Here is an 18,335-nt window from a genome sequence, read left to right as displayed (position 1 = left end):
TAGGGTTTGTGGGGAGGGGAAATGCAGATAGCAACGAAGAGTTTGGTGCTCGCTTTACTATGTGCTGCTTACTGCACGAGTACGAACGCCAGGCTTGTAGATCTTCGTGGCACTTCTTGGGAAAAGCATTCCCAGAAAGAGTGTGGCCTCGATCCGTACCTTCTCTACGCGGTGGCACTCACCGAGAGTAAAAATAATGCAGGAACCAAGGGGTATGTTGTTCCCAGCCCCTGGGCATTGAACAACTATGTTTATGGGTCGTATTACCCGACAAGTTATGAAGATGCAAAGAGAGCGCTAGCCCGCTATCTCTCAGCCACTCCGGTAACAGATATTGGAATCGTTCAAATTAATTTTCGTTGGAACGGACAGTATGTTAACCATCCTGAAGAACTCCTGGATGTCGATACAAACATCCGAATCGGGGCAAAGACTTTGTGTGCAGCCATCAAAGCTAACCCTGGCGATATAGAACTGGCGATAGGTGGATACAACACTCAAAACCCTAAGTTGGAAGGCAAGGCTCGTGAATATGGTCAGCGCGTATTACGCGTATGGAAGAGGCTTATCGAAAATGATTAATCAAAATTTGTATTTTCTACAGACTGCCATCTCAATTATTACCCGTGCGCAATCGTTGTATAAAAGCCCTTTTGAGTTAGCAGAAGGAGACCGGGAATTTTTGATAGAGAAATCTAATCAGGCCAAGCTCGCTTTATCGATGGAGAAGTATGACTTGCCCATCTTTAATATCTGTCATGATCCCGAGCGCAAGATATCTACTGAGGTAGAAAAATTCGTTCGTCATGACTCATACATCCTACGGCTTGCCCTGCTGGTATTCAGTGTTCGTGTTTTCATTAATACGGGGACTGTTGCCCAAACGTTCTACTGGTTTGATAATGAAAAAACCGTACAGCTTGTCGAACGTATGGATGATGCACAAACAATCGATGCAATCATAACCGGCAAAATATATTTTAAACCTATTCGTCCATTTGCCGATTTAGTAGATTGTGACTTCAGTACAGTTATTGGAGCCCCCAACCCAACCTTAGAATTAACAGGTTACTTACAGTCGCGCTATTCTCATTGGAGTAATTGATTATGAAGGCTGCTCTTGTCCGGGATGAAGATAAATTTGCTTTAACACAGAAAATGGTAAAATTAGGATTTCGTAGAAAGATCATTGTGCATTCGCTTAATGCAAGTGACCGTGTTATTGATTTTTTGCGAAAAGAGTTCCATCTGAGTGATGTATCAATCGGACGACTTAAACATTCAGAGACGCTGCTCAATACGACACATAAAAAGGTTGAGGCAACCAATTTTATGAGCATCTATCTGCGTCGTTCGAAAGACCCAAACAACAGTGACAACATCGTTGATGTGGTGAGTGCGTTCGAAATCTACCGGGAACTAAACCTTAAATTCCGCCCGGAAGAAGCCTCGAAAATGATGATTGATGCCAACGAGGCCTGGACTCTTGCTCGTGATTTTCGAGCTGAAGAAATACGTATGGTAAGGTGTTACCGTTGCGATCTTTCATTTATTTCACCGCAGAGTTGTGACCGTCCACGGAAAAAACATATTTGTCCGTTCTGCTCTGATACAGAAGCTGAAAATGAAAGCTCGTAAGTGACTAAGTTAAATTTCATAAAAAAGCCCGTTTTAACGGGCTTTTTTATTGCCTGGATACTTCGTCACGTGAATGAGTCGGGTTAGTATTGAATAACAAACCTACTGGTGTCCCAAGGAAAATAAAATGAAGAAAATCTCTGGTCTTGCTTTGGTATCGCTGATGTTAGTTGGTTGCGCGGCTTCTCAACCACCAGCTATGCCGGTTGACAGCAATCCATCTGATGCTTTGAAATTTGCCCGAGCGATGGATTTACGTCAGATCACCGATGCTGGCGATCAATACCTTATCTATAACGGTTTCGCGTCCAATGGGCAGCTTGTCCCTCTCAAAACCCCGGTTAAGGCTGGTGAAAAAGGTGTAACCAACCTGGGAGGTAATGGAGTGGCCGATGTGGCTGCGGGCTTCGCGACACACACATCTTTCATCCCTGTGCTGTCTGTTTTAACGGCCCAACAGCCTACTGCTATTGTTGATGGCGTGGTGCGTGTCGCGTCATGGAACGGTAAATCTCAGGAAGATAATGAGCGTGAGGTCAATGCGATTTTCTGGAAAACACTAACCCGGATGGATGGATACAAAGTTGGTGGGATGTGTGAGGGGAAAGGCGGTGCTGTTGAAAATGCAGTTCGTCGGAAAGCGACGAACGGTGATTGGGTATCGTATGCTGATATAGCTCCAACGTTGCCGAAACCACCTATCAGCACCAGCGGTCAGGTGACATTCATTATCGGTAATGACTGCTTCAACCTCTATGCAACACGAGCCTCTAACGTAGGTCTGGTTAAAGAAATGAGTAAAGAACTGGGTGCTCAGCGGGCTCTGTTCTTACCAGGCTCTCCTGAACATGAACCAATGGTATTCAGTGACGGTAAGCAATACCTGTTCAGAAAGTAAAAAAAAAGCCCCGACATAAAGTCGGGGCTTCTTATCCTGCAAAGCTATTGAGTTTTCAAAACAGCCTCTGTGCTAGATTTCGCCGCATCAACATCGATACTGTCAACACCGCTCTGGAATCGCTCCAGGGAGTTCTGGCGAGATCCATCTATATTCAATACGTTTCCTTTACCGGTTATCTTATCCAGATTTATTTCCGACGCTTTAGGTAAAAGTTTCGCCTCGTAAAGTGAACCAATCCACTCTGACAAATCGAGTTTGTTAAAATCAATCCGTCCAAATTCTTCTAACGTCAGTGGTCGACAATCCGGGTTCTTTTTATCCCCCCAGCCGATACCTAACATTGGTCTCCCTTGTTCCTGAATGATGCGACCAATCTGAGAATCAAACGTGCAATAACTTGACCGTTTCTCGATACAGACACCCAGAAACTTTGTTTCACACCAGCTGGATATATGCACGGCCAATTTTGTTTCTTTCTTAACGGCAAGCTTAAATTCATCAGGAGTACAAGCCCAGATGATGTTGACCAGTATATTAGCAATCTGGTACGCCATGTAAGCATATCCAACCACGGATATTGCCGAAACAATAGTTGACGACAATTGAACAGATGTAGCCAGGCCAGACGATGTTACGGCTGCGCCACCGCCAGAGGCCGCACTTTCAAATATCAGATTCGTCGCAGCAGGGCCGAAGGTATCAAGAGTCCATTGAGCAACTTGTTTCGTCAGCGCTCCTATAGCCTGATTCATCAAACCGGACAAACCTGCTTCTGTAGCTTGCTGAGCCGCTTCAGTACCTGCCGACCCAACCAGACTGTTGAAAGCGGAAATAGCTGGTCGAGTTATTGTATCGATGGCATTAGTCATAAGTTCGGAACCCATGTCAAAAATACCTTTTCCCTGTTCGAACATACCGGCTTTTACAGAGACAGCATCAGCAATTTTTAGAGTGTAGTAGGACAACTGCAAATACTGAATCCAGCTGACATCTACGGGCTGATCACAACAATCCACCCATCCCCCCATCGCCGATTTACATTGTGCAGACTCACCTTTAAAAAGAGTGCAGGAACGGTTGGTTTCGTCAGTATCATCGCCACACTTCATTTCATTCAATGCGTAAGTTGCGGCCTGAAGAGTTGCAACTGCTTTGTTGAAATCGCCGCTTGGTTCAGCAGAAGGCTGTAGGCAAGACCCATTAAGGCATTGCACAGCGCCAGGACAAGTATAGGTATCGGTGGAGGAGGTATTGGGTACAACGACATCCGTTCCGCAATCCCATACCTCGGTTGCCTGCCAGCACCCATTTTTGTCACCCTCCGCACCTGTTATGCAAGTGGACTTAATGAATTTACATGCAGTGTTTGCATCGTACTGCTTGCAAGTATTGTTAACGCCACCGTCGGTTCCGCAGTTGGAAACTACCGTTGCAGACTTACAGAAAGGTGAGAGACCTCCGATCGGCGGCTTAGCAAGCTGGTTTTCGCAGATACGTGCGCCATTTATGGTTGCGCACCCATTTGCATCAGGAATGACTGTCTCGCGGCAGGTTACCGTGTAATTCTGGCAATACCCGGCGTTGATGGCCTTCAGCAACGTATCGAATTGTTCAGGTTTATCAACAGTCCAGGCGTTATCCGAGATAATTTTGTTTGGGTCAAAGTAAATATAAATGAGAGCATAACCTTCGCCGCTGCCAGTCACTGACACACGGTTTTTGAAATTAAGAACGCCATTTTGGGGGGTATTTCGGATTTGTGCTGTTACATCTACATTAATCGACTGATCCCAGCTTGTTTTTAATTCACAGGCTCCTGATGTCTCTGGCGGGAAGACGTTTAAACCTTTTGGCCCTGCCCAAACCAAACTACCCCTATCTGTACCACCGACATAAATCTGCATGTAATCATCCCATTTAGCCCTGATGATCTTGGCGCTGGTAACTGCCTGGGGATTGTAGACAGTGACGGCCATTGCCTGTTCAAATATTGTGCAGTTGCCGTCCCAGTAGTTATCACCGACAGTCCCGAGCCAGAGTTCGATGCAGTTAGTGCCGCAAGAACCGATGTTCGCCGCGCCACTATAATGCGAGAGCATACCGGCAACGTAAGGATGGTAGAGGGTGAATGTGCCGCTGACACTTGTGGTACGGGTACATTCGCGATAATCAGGGATATGGTTGACGGTGTCCTTATTCGTCATGGTCTTGGTCATAGAACAATCACCAAGATCTTGCATGTACTTATCCTGATTCTCCAGGAAGTCTTTATGGCCATCAAAGATGGAATCATCAGGTTTAATGTTTGCTGTAGTTTTCGTTGAGCCCACCAGCGTTCGGTAAGCTTCGCCGCGCAGTGAATTTTCGGTTTTCAGATTGGCGTTGGTTGTATTGCCCAGTTTTAGCGTGTTGCTGTCATCTCCGTAGGTTCCTTTCAGGCTATCCAGTGAAGTTGATGAACCTTGATTTGGATAAGCAGAGTTCAAATCAACGGCCTGGCCTTTTCCATACTGAACCGTACCATTTGACGTAGCTGAAACTTGCGGCAGTGTTTTATAGAAATTAGTGGCAGATGTAACGTTTTCCTGGGTCGTTGCTGAAAAGGCATACGGCACGTAGGATACAACACCAAGGTGACATAACATCGTTATTGTGCAGAGTGGTCTGTAAAACCATTTTTTGCGGAAAAGGTTTTTCATTCTATGATCACCTTTGTCGTGGTTACTGATTATGAAATCAGAGATCTCGGTAACTAAATTTCGTCAGCCAGCATTTCTATGCGAAGCTACTAAAATGAAGGATTAAGCAGGCAGCGTATTAAACAGACTGGTTTCAGACAATAAAGAAGGACGGCAAAACGAGGGTGTTTTCAGCGTCTTGAATATTACCGACTGGAGGTACTTATGGACATGTTTGGTATTACTGGCCTTATCCCATTATCGGGGCCAAGCGATTCAGATTATGGTGGTGGAAATGGTAAGAGGGGACGTGGAAAAAATGGCAGAACGTTCAAGAGCAAATGTGAGCGTATGTGGGAGTTTTATATTCTGCTCTATTCTTTACTGAGCCTTCCTGTCGTATACATGTTCGTGACCACATAAGAGCCCTGCAAGATTGCAGGGCTTTATTGCGAATCACTTACTCGATGAAATTATCATGTCGTCATTTCCACCACTATGACCTCCATTGTTCTCTTTATTACGTGGATGCACAGGTACATACTCCTGATGCGACTGGGTTGCACGTGCAGGTGGCGGATCACTGAACATTGTACCTCCGTTATTTGAATCACTATGACCACCAGCGCCTTGGGTATTAATGTTTGTTGTCTCAGACCCACCATAGTTTGAGTTCTGGTTTAAACCATTATGACCTTCAGCACCTTGGGCATTAACGGTCATTGTCTCAGCCTCGCCGTATCCCTGGTTGTGGGTTCCCATCGCGTAAGGGACGCCATCACCCACAGCAGAACCTCCATTTGATGCCTGATGCATCCCTCCAAGGTTGTTGGCCATGCCACCGGTGTTGTATTCGTGGGTTTGGCGATCGGTATTCAGTGCAGTAGTAGCCTGTTGAATAATGGAGCCATCATTGGCTGAACGGTCTAAACCGGCATTATCAATACGGGCTGCAATACCACGGGCAAGAGCAGTATTTCCGCCCATAACCGTTCCATTGTCATTTTCACCACCCGTCGCGAGTTGAATACGTGCCATCATGTCACTGCGGGCCTGGGAAAGTTGTTGCTCAGACGCTCCAGCTTTAGTCATGGCGTAGTAGTTCACAATAGAATCTCGCGCCGCTTCGCGGTTTGCATCTCCACCAAGCGGAATTTCCCCAGCGATGGTTCTGGCCTGATCATGTACCTGTTCATATACCGGGCTTTCTTTGAACGCATTACTGACATGAGAAACGAGTTTATTAAAATCGCCAGTAATACCGCCAAGATTATAGTGGTTGTTTTCGAAATCATTTGCGGCGGTGTTACCCGCTTTCGTCATGACTTCACCCTCATTTCCCTTGTGAATTTGCTCAACTGCACCGCTATTCTGTCCCCCGACAGTATTAACCTGGCCTTGCCCATAACCATCAGACGATGACGCATGTGCTTCACCAAGCGCTCCGTAAGATCGGCCTGTTACTGCATTAACGGAGTTGCCAACGTCCGCTGCACCAGCAACTGCGCGGCCACCAGCGCTTTCAGCTCCACCACTCACGCCACGGTATTGCTCAGATGCAGTTGTCGTCAGTACTGGGCTGGAATCAGCGTTAATGAACCCGGCTTTGGCAGCTACTGCACCGGCAACACCAAGTTCACTGGCTGCTTTGAATTGAGCAAAGGTATGCGCGTCTTCGTGAGTCATACCTAAAGAGGTCAGGCTCGCTGCATCACCGGCGATTTTGCTGGACAGTTCCGGGTGCGCCGCGAGGGTTTGAGTCAATGTTGCTTGTGCATCATGATTACGACCAATGGCTGTAGCAAGTTGCGCAGCATTCATTGTCTGGCCCATTGAGGTACTTGAAACGAAGGAGTTTGCTTCCTGGAAGTTCTTTTGTGCGGACTGCATTCTTTGATTTGCCTCAGCAAAAGAACGAGTCGATTGAGAACTCTCACCTTCTTGCGATAAGGACTGGTACATCGCACTTGCTGCGGTATTGACGATGCGTGACTGGGTCGCACTGTCTATTTTGTGCGACGAGGCGCTGTCTGTAGAACCGTACTTAGCACTGTTGTCATTACTCAGGCCACTGCTTTCTGCCTCTGAACGTGACATTCCACCTTTAACACCAACACCAGCACTTGAACTTCCCGCACCGCCACCGACACTCACATCACCTTTGGCGATAGAGACAAGCGCCTGCATATCAGAAATACCTTGTTCTTTAGCCACAGAACTGACAAGGGCACGATCTGAGCTGCTCAGGCTGGCAAATGCTGCATTGGAAGCGTCACTATAAACTTGCGAATGTCCACCAGAATTCATGTTACTGGCCACCTGGCTAATCATTGCTCCAGATTGGGCAGTCAAGGAACTGGATGCTGAATCTAGTTCTTGCTTAGCGCTGGACAGGTTGTGAGTAGCGACCTTTTTCATGTCAATGGCAGGGAGAGTGCCAGAAGACCCACCCATGATAGTTCCTTGTGTTGGGTTAAATTCAACATCGGAACCACGACTGTTTATCGCAGGAGCGTTGGTGACATCAGGTGCGAGAGTTTTAGTATCGGCAGCTGAAGGTGCTGCTGCTGAGCTTGCAAGAGAGTTAAAGGCAACAGAACTGCCCCAGACAATGAATCCACCCAGGGCCGGGATCATCGCGTATAAATTACCAGCAAGACCTATACTTTTTTGAGTCTCAAACAGGAGCTGATAAAGCTGAGCAAAGCTAAGTCCGCCAGAACCCGAACTGACAAGAATTTGGCTTGACGTATCACGGATACTGTTTAACACATACATGTTGACGACCGCTGCGAGGGGAAGCCAAGTCCATGTCCAGATGATAACGAGGAAGTACTTCATCACCAGTCGCAAACCCATAATACCCAGACCGAAAAGGAAGGCCATAAATGGTGCGAGTGCGTATATTATTCCCTGGAAAATCGGCATAAATGAACCCATCCAGCTCAAGAATGATGAACCAGAAGAAGACCATTGGAATGCCTGTTGAGTCATGGTTTGGGCGCGAGTTACAGCAGCAGTACCACGAAATGAGCTTTCGAGTCCGTACATTGGCAGTTCCCTGAAATGAGGGTACATGACCAACATCAATTGGAAATCACGAATATCAGTGCCACTTATGTTGAAGAAATTCAGTACTTCCTGGGCTTTTCCTGAACCTGAGCATGGCGCACCACCGCAAGTGCGCCCGGATGCGGTATAAGAGCTGGCAAAAGCTGAGTCCAGGCTAGAAGCGTTCTGGGTAGCGAGTCCTTTAAGTTTCGTGTACGCGTCAGAACAGGTATAAAGTGAGCCCCCATTTGAAGATTCTTCAGTACTGGTAGACCAGCCGCTACGTACATTGTCGTAAATAACAACCCGCTGGAAGGAATCGTTCGAGGCTAGCCCTGATACACCTTGATTAGAGCGATACATTGAAGCAAAGGTTTTAGACCCACGAATAATATCGTTGCCTACGCAGTTCTTCACATAGTTTGAAACGCTTGCGTCCAGATCACCGTAAGCACCAGTTTGACCCGTCCAGCGCATTGGCGTTTTCAATGTGTCGTATAAAGTGGCCAGAGTGAAAAGGGGATCCAGAGACCCATACTCAGTCATGCTTGGGACAGAAAATGCCTGCTCCATCTTCTCGGTAGTTGCATACCCAACAGTAGACAGTACAGATGCGGCAACGGCTAATCCCGCTGGTACATTATCAACAGCACGAAACTTACCCGTTGTAACATCTTCAATGTTGGTGCGCATCGATACACTGAAAAACAGGTAATACATCACGACGGCCACACACATATGAGAAAGGGATAATGATTTCCCGGCTGATATAGCAGCAGCAAGCACGACACAAATTACACCAATGAGTGCTGAAATCCTAAACAAGGATCCGTAAGTGCCATCATTCAATAACATGGCAACGGAATTGAATATATTATAAATAAATTCAATGTTGCCAACAGTATATACGTTCCATTCACTCATATTAAGTTACCTTGTTAGAGCGAGCCATCAAGAGAACCTTCAGATTCATAATGAACCTGCGGAAGCGTTGTCATATAGTTGCTGAATGATTCAGGTATACGGGCCTCGCCACCATAACGGGATATCATGGCGTTATAGGAGACATACAGATTTTGCCTTGCCTTTTCGATTAGCTCTCCAGCATCCTTATAATAAACTGACGCCGATTTATCATTTTCCTGCTGGAGCCGTGCGCCGGTCGCAGCAGCCGTAAGCATTTCGCTGAGGTAGTTATAAGCAGCTGAATAGGCTATGACAGGAGATAGTTCACGTATATAGGAATAAGATGCGGCTAAATCATGACGTGCAATTTGAGTCGCTTTACTGGTAGCACCAGCTACGTTGTAGTAGTTTGCTTGCCGTAATTTAGCATCCCCAGGGTTTGAACCAGTTCTGGCCGAGCTCAAATATCCGTTATCGATAAAGAAGAGTGTGATATTGGCAGCGAGACCTTTAATTATTTTGGTCTGTTTTTTGGGATTCTCACAAGTACTAGTCTGACCTGAACAAGACCAGAAATCGAAACTATCATCACCATTTATAAAAGAATCCAGGACATTTGAAGTTGCGAGTGGAGCAATCCTAACCACACTCTTTTTAGCTGACCCATCTTTATCTGTACCCAACTGGCTACCGACGATGATGGTGCCGGTCATAGACATAATAAGTTCTTTTTGCTCATCTTCGGAGCCGATGAATTGATTACTAAAGCTACCATTCTGGAGCAAACACCACACAATGTTACCGTAATCGTCACATGCCTTTCTTTTCCCTGCCTCTTGTTTTTGTACGTCGGGTGCTTTACCACCACCCATATTGCCCCACATGGCTTTAAATTGGTCTGAGAGGCCATCAGAGGACAGCTGAGAAGATACAGCAGCCTTTGCACTGTCACCAAATGCAGAGGCAGTGTCGACTAACAACCCCTTCGCTAACTGACACGAATTTGCGGTCAGATCGTTCATCTGCTGGATGATTGCCTGCATTTTCGAAATAGCATTATCCAGAACGGCATCCATAGCGTTCAGGGCCAACTGGAAAGCTAGACCGGCAGCATTAGAAGCAATATTACGTAGCATCTGGACGAACTGATCAGCGTTGATGAACGAGAATGACCCGCCGAAAAGGTCTATCCCTCCACATCCTCCCGACGCAGAAGGGAGACTAATACTAATAGGTGTCAATGTACGGAGCTTATTACGTAGAACAAATCCGCCACCGGTATATCCATCACGTGTAACGCTCTGATAATCACCGGGAGCTGTAACATTCGACATAGAGCCGAACATACTGTCTAGCTGAGTACTAATGCTGGTGGCCTCGCATTGAAAAGCTGTCAACCCGGAGAGGCAGATAGAAATTGCAAGAATGTTTCTACGGAATACATTCTTTATATTATAGTTGCGCGAAATCTTCATTTTTCCCCCGGGTTATTAGCATTTGGGTTAGGTGTCGAACCGTAGCCAGCTTTAGCTTGTATATATTTGATAAACTCATCAGGTTGTTGAGTTAGGTCTTTAGGCATGTCATTCAGAATGTTTGAGTCGATATAGCCGGTATCGTTATATGGCAAGGTGCTCTTATATTGCTGGTCAGAAATGATCCCTGCATCGTGGGCAATAAGGACTGTTCTTGAAATTAACTGGTCTGCACTGATAGGCCCAAATGAGACAATGCGTGTTGTAGATGGCGGGATTGCCAGAGCTATCGCAGGTGCGTTTGATATTTGGAGCTTTGATGCCTGGCCAGAATCAGGCCTCCAGTCCGGGTAAATATTCCCTGGAAGAGGTTTACCATCAAGTGAAATTGGGATGACCTTCATGTCTGTCATGAAACTAAACGTATTCATAACAGAAGCTTGCTTTACGCATATGGAGCAGTTTTCCCCACGGAAGAAGAAAAACAATCCTGCTTTTGTCGCTACGTCTTTTATGACCGTTCTCGAATTGTTTTCAGCTTCATTCGATTGATCCATTGCCCCAAATGTTGAGGTTGAGCGGCGGCTATTCTCATCTATGAGGGGGTCGGTAGAAGTAACCAACCTAGCCATATCAGTAAAGCGGCTGGCTTTATCCAGCATAATGCGTTGGGCCAGAAAATATGCCCTAACGTTTTCTTGGGTAGGATTGTCGATGGCCTGGTTGCGTAGTTTCTGAATGTTTTCATTAAACCAGGCTACGGTGAACGGAGCCGGGCCGGGCTTTTCAGTTGCGGCAGGTTCTGGAGTCGACTCCATAGGTGTTTGAGCAACCTGTTTAGGCGTTTCTTGAGGCGGTAAAGTCGGCGGAGGAGGTAACTTCACTGGCTTTTTCTTCACTGGCTCAGGTGGCGATTTACGCCAGAACCAACCTTCCTCTTTTCCATTCAGAAATGCCTGACCACCAGCGAGGTCGTCACTGGTGGTCTGAGGGGATTGAGACGTTGGGGTGTTACCCTCATCCGCAAGAACTGAGGTAGAAAAAGCAAATCCCACTAGCAGGGGAATAATGATTTTAGTTAAAAATTGATATTTCATCGGAATTACCCTCGGAAATTATTCTTGCGATAGACTCCGTCCAGAAAAAGCTATTTTTTCCACTAAAGACCCTTGCACTTTCAAGTTGGCGAGTTAATGCATAATGCCTATATCTGACCTGTCCTATACGTTTGGCTACACTATCCGACTTAACACCAATTTCGGAGCAAGCCTCATCGAGAGTCATGCGTGTTCCATATTTACGCAACAGCTCATCAGTAACTATGTTCTTAGGGTCGTCGTTAACTAATACCGCAGGGATTTTGTGTGCTGGCATAAGCATTGCCCTGTTATGAGAACATTTAAGTGTCTTCATAAAACTCCCTTATCAGAAATACGGACGGCATTACGATTAGTTTGCCATATGGGTTAAAATAACAAGTTCAAAAATGGCAACGTTTTGACTGTAAAAATCAAAAGTAATTTTCATGTGCATCCGTTTTGTTTACATGATTTGAAATCAGCAAATACAAAAAAACCCAGTCCGAAGACTGGGTTTTTCTGTGTTAGCTAATTAAAAGAATTAGATGCTTTAAAGACCAAAGTTATCTTTAAAATGGCCTTGGTTCTTCCAGGATGAATTCTCCATCACACAGCATTCAAATACTGTATTCAGGCCGTCATCTGGAAATTTAAGGGCATCGTTGCCTATACGAATGATGTTACCGATGAGTTCACGGGCTAACTGAGAATTACGCAAGAAACGCGTAAAGAACTCATTGCTGATATGTTTGCCCAGGTTATAAGCAAATTCAAGCAACGTTGCATCGTTAGCAGTCAGCACCGCACCAGATTCAGATGCGTAATAAAAAACATTCTCTTGGCAACCGAGGTTTTTCATTGCGCGGAGAAACAACATTTCTCCTTCCATATCCATAAGGCGAAAAATTATATCAATATCAGATTCATCGTTTACGACAGCACCGACAGCATCATAAAGTACGGCAGCGGGAGCTTGTTCAAACTCATCACGTTCGTAATTCATCAACATACGGTTTTGTGCGTTATTAAAGCTATCAATATGATCTGATTTAGCAGTAGTTGAAGTATACATGAGTGACTCCTTAGAAATTTTCTACCAGACAGTTTGTTCTTTCATGAAGTCAGCCTCATTCGCTATAAAGCGTTTTGCTTCATTCATCGCCGCATCGAAATGTTTATTACCCAACTTACGTCCTAGATCAGTTATCTGTTCAACAAGAAGAGCACATTCAGGGTGAGTAAATCGTCCACCACCTTGGCAGTAAGTTAAACGAGTAACCAGCATTAATGCCTTCGACTCATTTTGTGTTACATGAAAGATGGTTTTCTGAGTTCCTATCCCTCGTTCGTTCAGAATATTAATGGTATCCATATCGGCGAGTAGTAACCTTAAGTCCTGCAAATCTCTATCGATTGAATGAGGTCGCAATGACATATCGCCAGACACAAAACCATAGATATCCTCGGTTTCAGAATGAAACATATATACCTCGATAAATTAAATGAATTAGAAGATACCCGGCTTACACCGCAATAGAGCATTAAATATCTGCTCACGAGCCTCAGAAGGATTTACTTGTTTTGCAATTCCTTCAATCCACTCATCAACCGGCAATCGGGTAAAATGATGGTCTGTATTGCGAATCCTGATTGCAATGACAGCCCAGTGAGCGAGAGCATACTGAATATAATGCTTATCGCCTTGTGCAACTTCACCGCGTATTCTGGCGGTGCGGTTGTTATACTCTATCAACGCGCAGCCACTCATACAGACTCCAGTTATTAATCTATATAGTTAAAAGACAATTCCATCATCAATCGCCGTCAGGCTTTCGATCTTTGAAATGTCGATGAAGTTAAATCGTCGTACATTGTTTGCAGTAATAATCCGACCGTCATTAAGCTGAATGATCTCACTTTCTTTATCAGAACGTGATGGCCATGAAGCGATAACAGAGTCTTCAGTAATTACATAATGCCGACTATTTGATATAAACAAAATGCATGGGATATCCATTAAATGAGACTCCAGACATTCAGTCTTTAAAGATTAAAATTCTGTAGTACCAATCCATACATCATTAATATATGCATCGGCCCCAAACTCAACACCACAAGGCTGTACTTTATCCAGGGTTTCGAACGTCCATCCTTCTTCAGGAGGCCATTGGAAAAGCAATGGCGCTCCATCCAAATATTTTATGGCGAGAACCCCATGACGAAGAGGTGCGAGGATATCTGTTTCACCGGGTCTCACTTTAACCCAATAATGAATCATGATGTCACCTTTATTGATTTACCCGAGGAATGAATTGGGTTTGGGTGGTTATATCAGACATGAGTTCATAAATCTTGTATGGCCACCAATTTGAATCCATATCACGGAAGAAATGAACCTCAGTGATATCGGGACACATCGGATGCCATAGGTTAAAAACCATAAGTTCAGATGCCTCAACCTCAATGAACTGATTGATTGAGGTTTTCCTGAACTCATTCGTGGAAATAAACCCTATTAGATCCTCCAATTGATTAAGCAATAAACCCGCTTGTAGCAGTTCAGAGGAACTATCGAAGTCATGTTTTAAAATATTCATGTTAGTCTCCAGCGTGGCACGAAAAAAACGCTGACCGAAGTCAGCGTTTGTATTATTACAGAGGTTTATTCTTAAGCGGCTTCGCAGCCTCTTTAGGATAAGTGTGATAAAACGCTTTTCTGTATTTTTCGTATCCAATACGTTGGGATGCAACATGTTCCATATTAGTGGGAGCAGTAAAGTGATGACACGCAATCAGTCTTGCTTGTTTTGCCAATTCACTTGACCACTCGTGCAGGATTTCCATCCGGGTTTCGAATGGATCAAGACCCGCTATTTTGCAGCAACTCGTAAATGAACATAAGTCTTCCTGATTTTCTTCCGAACAAATCCAGAGGATTTCATCCACACGCTGCTCACCAGTACTACGGTATGCAGTCATGATATATATACTATCCCGAATTATTTCGTAAGCCATCTTTGATGAAAAACGAAGTTCATAATTATGTTCTGAATCGGCTGATATCAGATCATATTCACTTTCAGTGGCATCGAAAATACTCATGAATGAGAGTTGATTTTCGTGAACCACTTTAGATTTTGCGGTTGCAGACATAATGATCACCTTTAAAATAAATTAAATTAATTTAGAAAGCTAAAACGGAAATTAAAATACAGATTAAGACATGAGAGCTTTACGGGTTACTTCAAAGAGTTTGCTACGTAAGGCAGAAACAGAACCGACAGAAACACCGGTATCACCAAAAAGACTTTTCATCATGCGGTCACTGGCATCACCGAAACCGATGCCAATAACGATGATGTCATCATCTTTAGCGCTTTGTATCATCGCTCGCGCAGAAGCCATATCATCAGGCTGGCCATCAGTTGCTATAACCAATACATGGCGATCCGCTTTAGCTGACGTCAGGTCTGCAAGTGCAGGCCATAACGATTCGCAAAGAGGAGTACAGCCTTGCGTACCAATACCAAACTGATGAGTTCCTATAGCTGTCCGTAAAGTTTGCTCCCGTCCTTTTAACAGACCTACGCTATTATGTGCGGCGTGTGGGAAATGGTATGCCGAGGTAGTTACCCCCTGAATACCATCGAGCGCATACAACATTGATACAACAGCGGCTTCAGCCTCTTTAACCGACCGGCTCATTGACCCGCTAGAGTCCAGCAGGATAGTAAAAGCAGAACTGACATCTACTGCCTTGGACTTATGTTTAAAAAGACGCGTATTGCCCAGCATGGCACTGGTAACCAGTCGAGAATCAAGCTTACGACCAGTTTCACGATGTGTTCTTCTCACCGCTCTTACACCCTGTAACAACCCATGAAGTGATTGGCGTAACCCGGTAGCCATCTGCACCCCTAAACTTACGGATGCATTACCGGTATCGTGCCGCTTCGCAGGTGCTACTGAATATGGAGTAGGTGAAACGATACGTTGATGCGGGGGTACTTTGTCTTTGATTAACTGATTGAGCTTATCTGAAGTGTTCTGTCCAGTACGGCCAAGGTCATTCGATGTGGTTCCTTCGAAAGGGTCTTTACCGCCCTGGGACATGTTAACGACAGAAGCTTCACCCGAAGCATTTGAGCCCGGTTGGGAAGCTCCGGCTTTGTTGTCACCAGAGTCGGAAGCAGGAGTATTACGATTAGCTGACGTTGACGATGAGTTATCGTTTTCATCATCGCTATCGTTTTGCCCATGTTCTTTATCTGGTGCGCCACCGGTATTACCATCAGGATCTGAAGAAGGCCCATTCTGACCGGCTGACGATGACGGCGAGCCGCCATTACCGCCTGAACTTACAGTCTGGCCATCCCCATTTTTGTCAGAACTGTCGGATGACTGGCCCGGCTCTGACGAACTGTCATCGCCTTTGCTGTCACCATAATCAGCGCCCTGATTATCATCCTGCGGAGGTTCTTCTTGCTCATTAGTTTCGTTAAATGCATCTACTGCGAGGTCATATAACCGACATGCAACTTCAAACACCTTTTTAATCGAGGTTGCTTGTACTGCTTCAGCCATAACCGTCATAGCTTTGTCGTACAGCTCCAGCCCGAAGATGCGTTCAAAGTCTTCACGCACTTGCTTTGTTGGGATAGTTAAACCGTTGAAGCGGTTCAAACCACAAGTAAGCAGGGTATCCAGAAATACCGATGAAGCTTTATCACAGGATTCCGCTTCTTCACTGAACAAAAAATGATTCAGTGAATTGAGATACTTCAATGTACCTGGATAGCGACAACTCATCGCACGTTCAATGCGCAAATCTTCGCAAAGATTGACCAGGTGTCTAAGTACCTCAACGTTGTATTTATCCGACTCCATATGCTCTTGAATGAATATCTTAAGATCACCAAAATCAGTGAAACGGATATGTGCTGCTTCATGTACGGCATACCCTAATAACGGATTTGCCAACATTTCAGCGTCCTTGAAGAATGGAAGGTTAATAAGAAAACCAGCACCAGTCTCCGTAGCATATGCTTCATTGCCGCCAACAGAAACATTAAGACCAATCTGAGAGCTTAATGCACGTGCGACAATAGGAAGGGAATTATAAATACCCATATATACCTCACAATAAATTTAAATAGATTAATTAGAAAAAAGGCCCGGAGTGGGCCTTTTATTTTTAAAACACCATTATTGTTTCGTCATCATCGAGTGAAGACGAAATTACAATTTCAGGCTCTTTTCCATCAATGACTTTTTCAGAATCCAAACCCGAAATAAGAGCTGAGTCTGGCAGAGAGCGGGGTACAATCGAATCACCGCCCAAAAATGAATCATCATCGACCATAACCGCACTAAACGCCGGTATTACAGCGTCATTAACAATTCCATGCTCCTGGGTATCGGACAAGTCGTTAACGTCAGTATCAGCCGACGTATTAACCGGTTCGATTGCCAAAGACGTATCAGCTGAACCATTGATTTCTACCAGAACAGATGGGGCTTCAGCGAGTGAATCAACGCTTTGCAATCCGATCGGATCTTCTACTACCACAGCAGATGCAAACGCATCTGTATGCGGAGGAGGAAGCGTTTCTACCTGAACCTGAGTTGCCGAAATGGCCGCTAAAGTCATGGCATCATCATCTCCAATAAGGTTCATTGAAAGTGATGGGTCAATCGCATCGTTACCATCTGTAGTACTGGCTGATGACAGCAGTTCTACAAACTGTTTTGCATGAATTGGGTCGCGTAGGTTATTGAGGAGAGAGAGAATGTCGTTATAAGGTTTGCCCGTCACTTTGCCGGTTAGCGGAATGTCTTTCATTACCTGATTAACATAGTCGCTAAGAGACTGGACGCTTGGTGCGATGAAAGCTAGGGAAGCGAGTTTATCGCCGCAGCGGCGTAAAGGATTTAGTGTGTGCTGAGAAAACGCATCGGGGTTCCTGTTTTTAAGGAAACCTTCAACAACATCAGCCACATCCTCATAAACTTCATCCGCTAAACTTTTAACTTGCCCAGTTAAACCATCCTGAATGACACTGTTACCATAAGGTGTGATATGAATCGCAGTAAAGCCAAATTGTATCTGGCTATCCATATAAGACAAATCGATCGCAGCATCACGCAAAAGTATAGAGCGATACTTTTCTTCAAAAGAATTAATCCAGCTATTAAAATCAGCTTTCATAAATTCCTTTTTGTAATCGTAAAACTCGCCCTTAAGTACATTCAGTTTACCAATTAAATCATTAACCTTGTCGGCTGGAATTGCATAGCCTCCCATAAATTTAATACCCGCTTCAAGACATAAAGCGTGAGCTGAATTCTTCTTGCGGGTAAATGGATTGATGAGTTGTGGGTCAATGATTTTCTTGCTACCTAATGAAACAAGTACATCAGGTGGCAAATCAGCACTGTTACCAAGATCTTCTCTTTTCAGCTTACGACGACCACTAATACTGGTGATATCAGAAAGAGAAACGAGAATAAGTTGTTCCAGAACCTGAGTGGCATTGGATTTGATAGTCATGACATACCTCATTAATTTAAAATTGATTTAAAAAGAATTAAAAAACCCCAAGCGGGG

Annotated in this window: 18 protein-coding genes; 4 read left to right on the top strand and 14 right to left on the bottom strand. The window is 44.8% G+C overall.

The window, feature by feature from the left end:
- The first annotated feature begins 21 nt into the window (after positions 1-21).
- The 4 genes from GBC03_00440 to GBC03_00425 all read left to right on the top strand — a co-directional run bounded on the left by GBC03_00440 (position 22) and on the right by GBC03_00425 (position 2,536).
- Positions 22-582: a transglycosylase SLT domain-containing protein gene (locus GBC03_00440; GenBank protein QFS68778.1), complete on the top strand. Its 561-nt coding sequence runs from the start codon at positions 22-24 to the stop codon at positions 580-582.
- Entirely contained in the window at positions 575-1,105 is a 531-nt protein-coding gene (locus GBC03_00435; GenBank protein ID QFS68777.1) for a hypothetical protein, read from the top strand. Before GBC03_00440 ends, GBC03_00435 begins: the two co-directional genes overlap by 8 nt.
- A gap of 2 nt (positions 1,106-1,107) precedes the next feature.
- Positions 1,108-1,638, top strand: coding sequence for a transcriptional regulator (locus tag GBC03_00430; protein ID QFS68776.1), 531 nt, complete (start codon positions 1,108-1,110; stop codon positions 1,636-1,638).
- A gap of 127 nt (positions 1,639-1,765) precedes the next feature.
- Entirely contained in the window at positions 1,766-2,536 is a 771-nt protein-coding gene (locus tag GBC03_00425) for a hypothetical protein (GenBank protein ID QFS68775.1), read from the top strand.
- 44 nt (positions 2,537-2,580) lie between these two features.
- Here GBC03_00425 and traN read toward each other — a convergent pair whose 3' ends face one another.
- The 14 genes from traN to GBC03_00355 all read right to left on the bottom strand — a co-directional run bounded on the left by traN (position 2,581) and on the right by GBC03_00355 (position 18,278).
- Positions 2,581-5,238 carry a conjugal transfer mating pair stabilization protein TraN gene (traN, locus tag GBC03_00420; GenBank protein ID QFS68774.1) on the bottom strand — a complete coding sequence of 886 codons (2,658 nt, stop codon included), beginning with the start codon at positions 5,236-5,238 and terminating at the stop codon, positions 2,581-2,583.
- A gap of 435 nt (positions 5,239-5,673) precedes the next feature.
- Complete coding sequence (locus GBC03_00415) at positions 5,674-9,192, bottom strand: conjugal transfer protein TraG (GenBank protein ID QFS68773.1); 3,519 nt, start codon at positions 9,190-9,192, stop codon at positions 5,674-5,676.
- A gap of 14 nt (positions 9,193-9,206) precedes the next feature.
- Positions 9,207-10,649 (bottom strand): conjugal transfer protein, encoded by a 1,443-nt coding sequence (locus GBC03_00410; GenBank protein ID QFS68772.1) that lies wholly within the window; start codon positions 10,647-10,649, stop codon positions 9,207-9,209.
- Positions 10,646-11,746, bottom strand: coding sequence for a pilus assembly protein (locus GBC03_00405; protein QFS68771.1), 1,101 nt, complete (start codon positions 11,744-11,746; stop codon positions 10,646-10,648). The genes GBC03_00410 and GBC03_00405 overlap by 4 nt, the downstream gene beginning before the upstream one ends.
- Positions 11,724-12,062, bottom strand: a complete 339-nt coding sequence (locus tag GBC03_00400) for a hypothetical protein (GenBank protein QFS68770.1) — start codon at positions 12,060-12,062, stop codon at positions 11,724-11,726. Before GBC03_00400 ends, GBC03_00405 begins: the two co-directional genes overlap by 23 nt.
- 216 nt (positions 12,063-12,278) lie before the next feature.
- The gene (locus GBC03_00395) at positions 12,279-12,800 is read right to left on the bottom strand and encodes a hypothetical protein (GenBank protein QFS68769.1); all 522 of its coding nucleotides are present in this window, start codon (positions 12,798-12,800) and stop codon (positions 12,279-12,281) included.
- A gap of 21 nt (positions 12,801-12,821) precedes the next feature.
- Positions 12,822-13,211, bottom strand: a complete 390-nt coding sequence (locus tag GBC03_00390; GenBank protein ID QFS68768.1) for a hypothetical protein — start codon at positions 13,209-13,211, stop codon at positions 12,822-12,824.
- A gap of 24 nt (positions 13,212-13,235) precedes the next feature.
- Entirely contained in the window at positions 13,236-13,496 is a 261-nt protein-coding gene (locus tag GBC03_00385; GenBank protein ID QFS68767.1) for a hypothetical protein, read from the bottom strand.
- Between the two features lie 27 nt (positions 13,497-13,523).
- A complete protein-coding gene (locus GBC03_00380) occupies positions 13,524-13,745 on the bottom strand; it encodes a hypothetical protein (protein ID QFS68766.1) in 222 nt (73 codons plus the stop codon).
- 33 nt (positions 13,746-13,778) lie between these two features.
- Positions 13,779-14,006, bottom strand: coding sequence for a hypothetical protein (locus GBC03_00375; GenBank protein QFS68765.1), 228 nt, complete (start codon positions 14,004-14,006; stop codon positions 13,779-13,781).
- Between the two features lie 10 nt (positions 14,007-14,016).
- Positions 14,017-14,325 (bottom strand): hypothetical protein, encoded by a 309-nt coding sequence (locus GBC03_00370; GenBank protein ID QFS68764.1) that lies wholly within the window; start codon positions 14,323-14,325, stop codon positions 14,017-14,019.
- Positions 14,326-14,380: 55 nt separating this feature from the next.
- The gene (locus tag GBC03_00365; protein QFS68763.1) at positions 14,381-14,881 is read right to left on the bottom strand and encodes a hypothetical protein; all 501 of its coding nucleotides are present in this window, start codon (positions 14,879-14,881) and stop codon (positions 14,381-14,383) included.
- Positions 14,882-14,944: 63 nt separating this feature from the next.
- Complete coding sequence (locus GBC03_00360; protein QFS68762.1) at positions 14,945-16,858, bottom strand: VWA domain-containing protein; 1,914 nt, start codon at positions 16,856-16,858, stop codon at positions 14,945-14,947.
- A 64-nt stretch (positions 16,859-16,922) separates the two neighbouring features.
- Positions 16,923-18,278 carry a DUF3150 domain-containing protein gene (locus GBC03_00355; protein QFS68761.1) on the bottom strand — a complete coding sequence of 452 codons (1,356 nt, stop codon included), beginning with the start codon at positions 18,276-18,278 and terminating at the stop codon, positions 16,923-16,925.
- Positions 18,279-18,335: the final 57 nt, after the last annotated feature.

Source organism: Citrobacter telavivensis (genome assembly GCA_009363175.1).
Lineage (GTDB): Bacteria > Pseudomonadota > Gammaproteobacteria > Enterobacterales > Enterobacteriaceae > Citrobacter_A > Citrobacter_A telavivensis.
This window is presented reverse-complemented; position numbering and strand designations above follow the sequence as displayed.

What these genes read in the sequence shown, in the direction of transcription:
- GBC03_00385 (QFS68767.1), bottom strand. Translation starts at nt 13,496, where the DNA reads ATGAGTGGCTGCGCGTTGATAGAGTATAACAACCGCACCGCCAGAATA.
- GBC03_00370 (QFS68764.1), bottom strand. Translation starts at nt 14,325, where the DNA reads ATGAATATTTTAAAACATGACTTCGATAGTTCCTCTGAACTGCTACAA.
- GBC03_00415 (QFS68773.1), bottom strand. Translation starts at nt 9,192, where the DNA reads ATGAGTGAATGGAACGTATATACTGTTGGCAACATTGAATTTATTTAT.
- GBC03_00375 (QFS68765.1), bottom strand. Translation starts at nt 14,006, where the DNA reads ATGATTCATTATTGGGTTAAAGTGAGACCCGGTGAAACAGATATCCTC.
- GBC03_00390 (QFS68768.1), bottom strand. Translation starts at nt 13,211, where the DNA reads ATGTTTCATTCTGAAACCGAGGATATCTATGGTTTTGTGTCTGGCGAT.
- GBC03_00435 (QFS68777.1), top strand. Translation starts at nt 575, where the DNA reads ATGATTAATCAAAATTTGTATTTTCTACAGACTGCCATCTCAATTATT.
- GBC03_00365 (QFS68763.1), bottom strand. Translation starts at nt 14,881, where the DNA reads ATGTCTGCAACCGCAAAATCTAAAGTGGTTCACGAAAATCAACTCTCA.
- traN (QFS68774.1), bottom strand. Translation starts at nt 5,238, where the DNA reads ATGAAAAACCTTTTCCGCAAAAAATGGTTTTACAGACCACTCTGCACA.
- GBC03_00410 (QFS68772.1), bottom strand. Translation starts at nt 10,649, where the DNA reads ATGAAGATTTCGCGCAACTATAATATAAAGAATGTATTCCGTAGAAAC.
- GBC03_00440 (QFS68778.1), top strand. Translation starts at nt 22, where the DNA reads ATGCAGATAGCAACGAAGAGTTTGGTGCTCGCTTTACTATGTGCTGCT.
- GBC03_00425 (QFS68775.1), top strand. Translation starts at nt 1,766, where the DNA reads ATGAAGAAAATCTCTGGTCTTGCTTTGGTATCGCTGATGTTAGTTGGT.
- GBC03_00380 (QFS68766.1), bottom strand. Translation starts at nt 13,745, where the DNA reads ATGGATATCCCATGCATTTTGTTTATATCAAATAGTCGGCATTATGTA.
- GBC03_00400 (QFS68770.1), bottom strand. Translation starts at nt 12,062, where the DNA reads ATGAAGACACTTAAATGTTCTCATAACAGGGCAATGCTTATGCCAGCA.
- GBC03_00395 (QFS68769.1), bottom strand. Translation starts at nt 12,800, where the DNA reads ATGTATACTTCAACTACTGCTAAATCAGATCATATTGATAGCTTTAAT.
- GBC03_00360 (QFS68762.1), bottom strand. Translation starts at nt 16,858, where the DNA reads ATGGGTATTTATAATTCCCTTCCTATTGTCGCACGTGCATTAAGCTCT.
- GBC03_00405 (QFS68771.1), bottom strand. Translation starts at nt 11,746, where the DNA reads ATGAAATATCAATTTTTAACTAAAATCATTATTCCCCTGCTAGTGGGA.
- GBC03_00430 (QFS68776.1), top strand. Translation starts at nt 1,108, where the DNA reads ATGAAGGCTGCTCTTGTCCGGGATGAAGATAAATTTGCTTTAACACAG.
- GBC03_00355 (QFS68761.1), bottom strand. Translation starts at nt 18,278, where the DNA reads ATGACTATCAAATCCAATGCCACTCAGGTTCTGGAACAACTTATTCTC.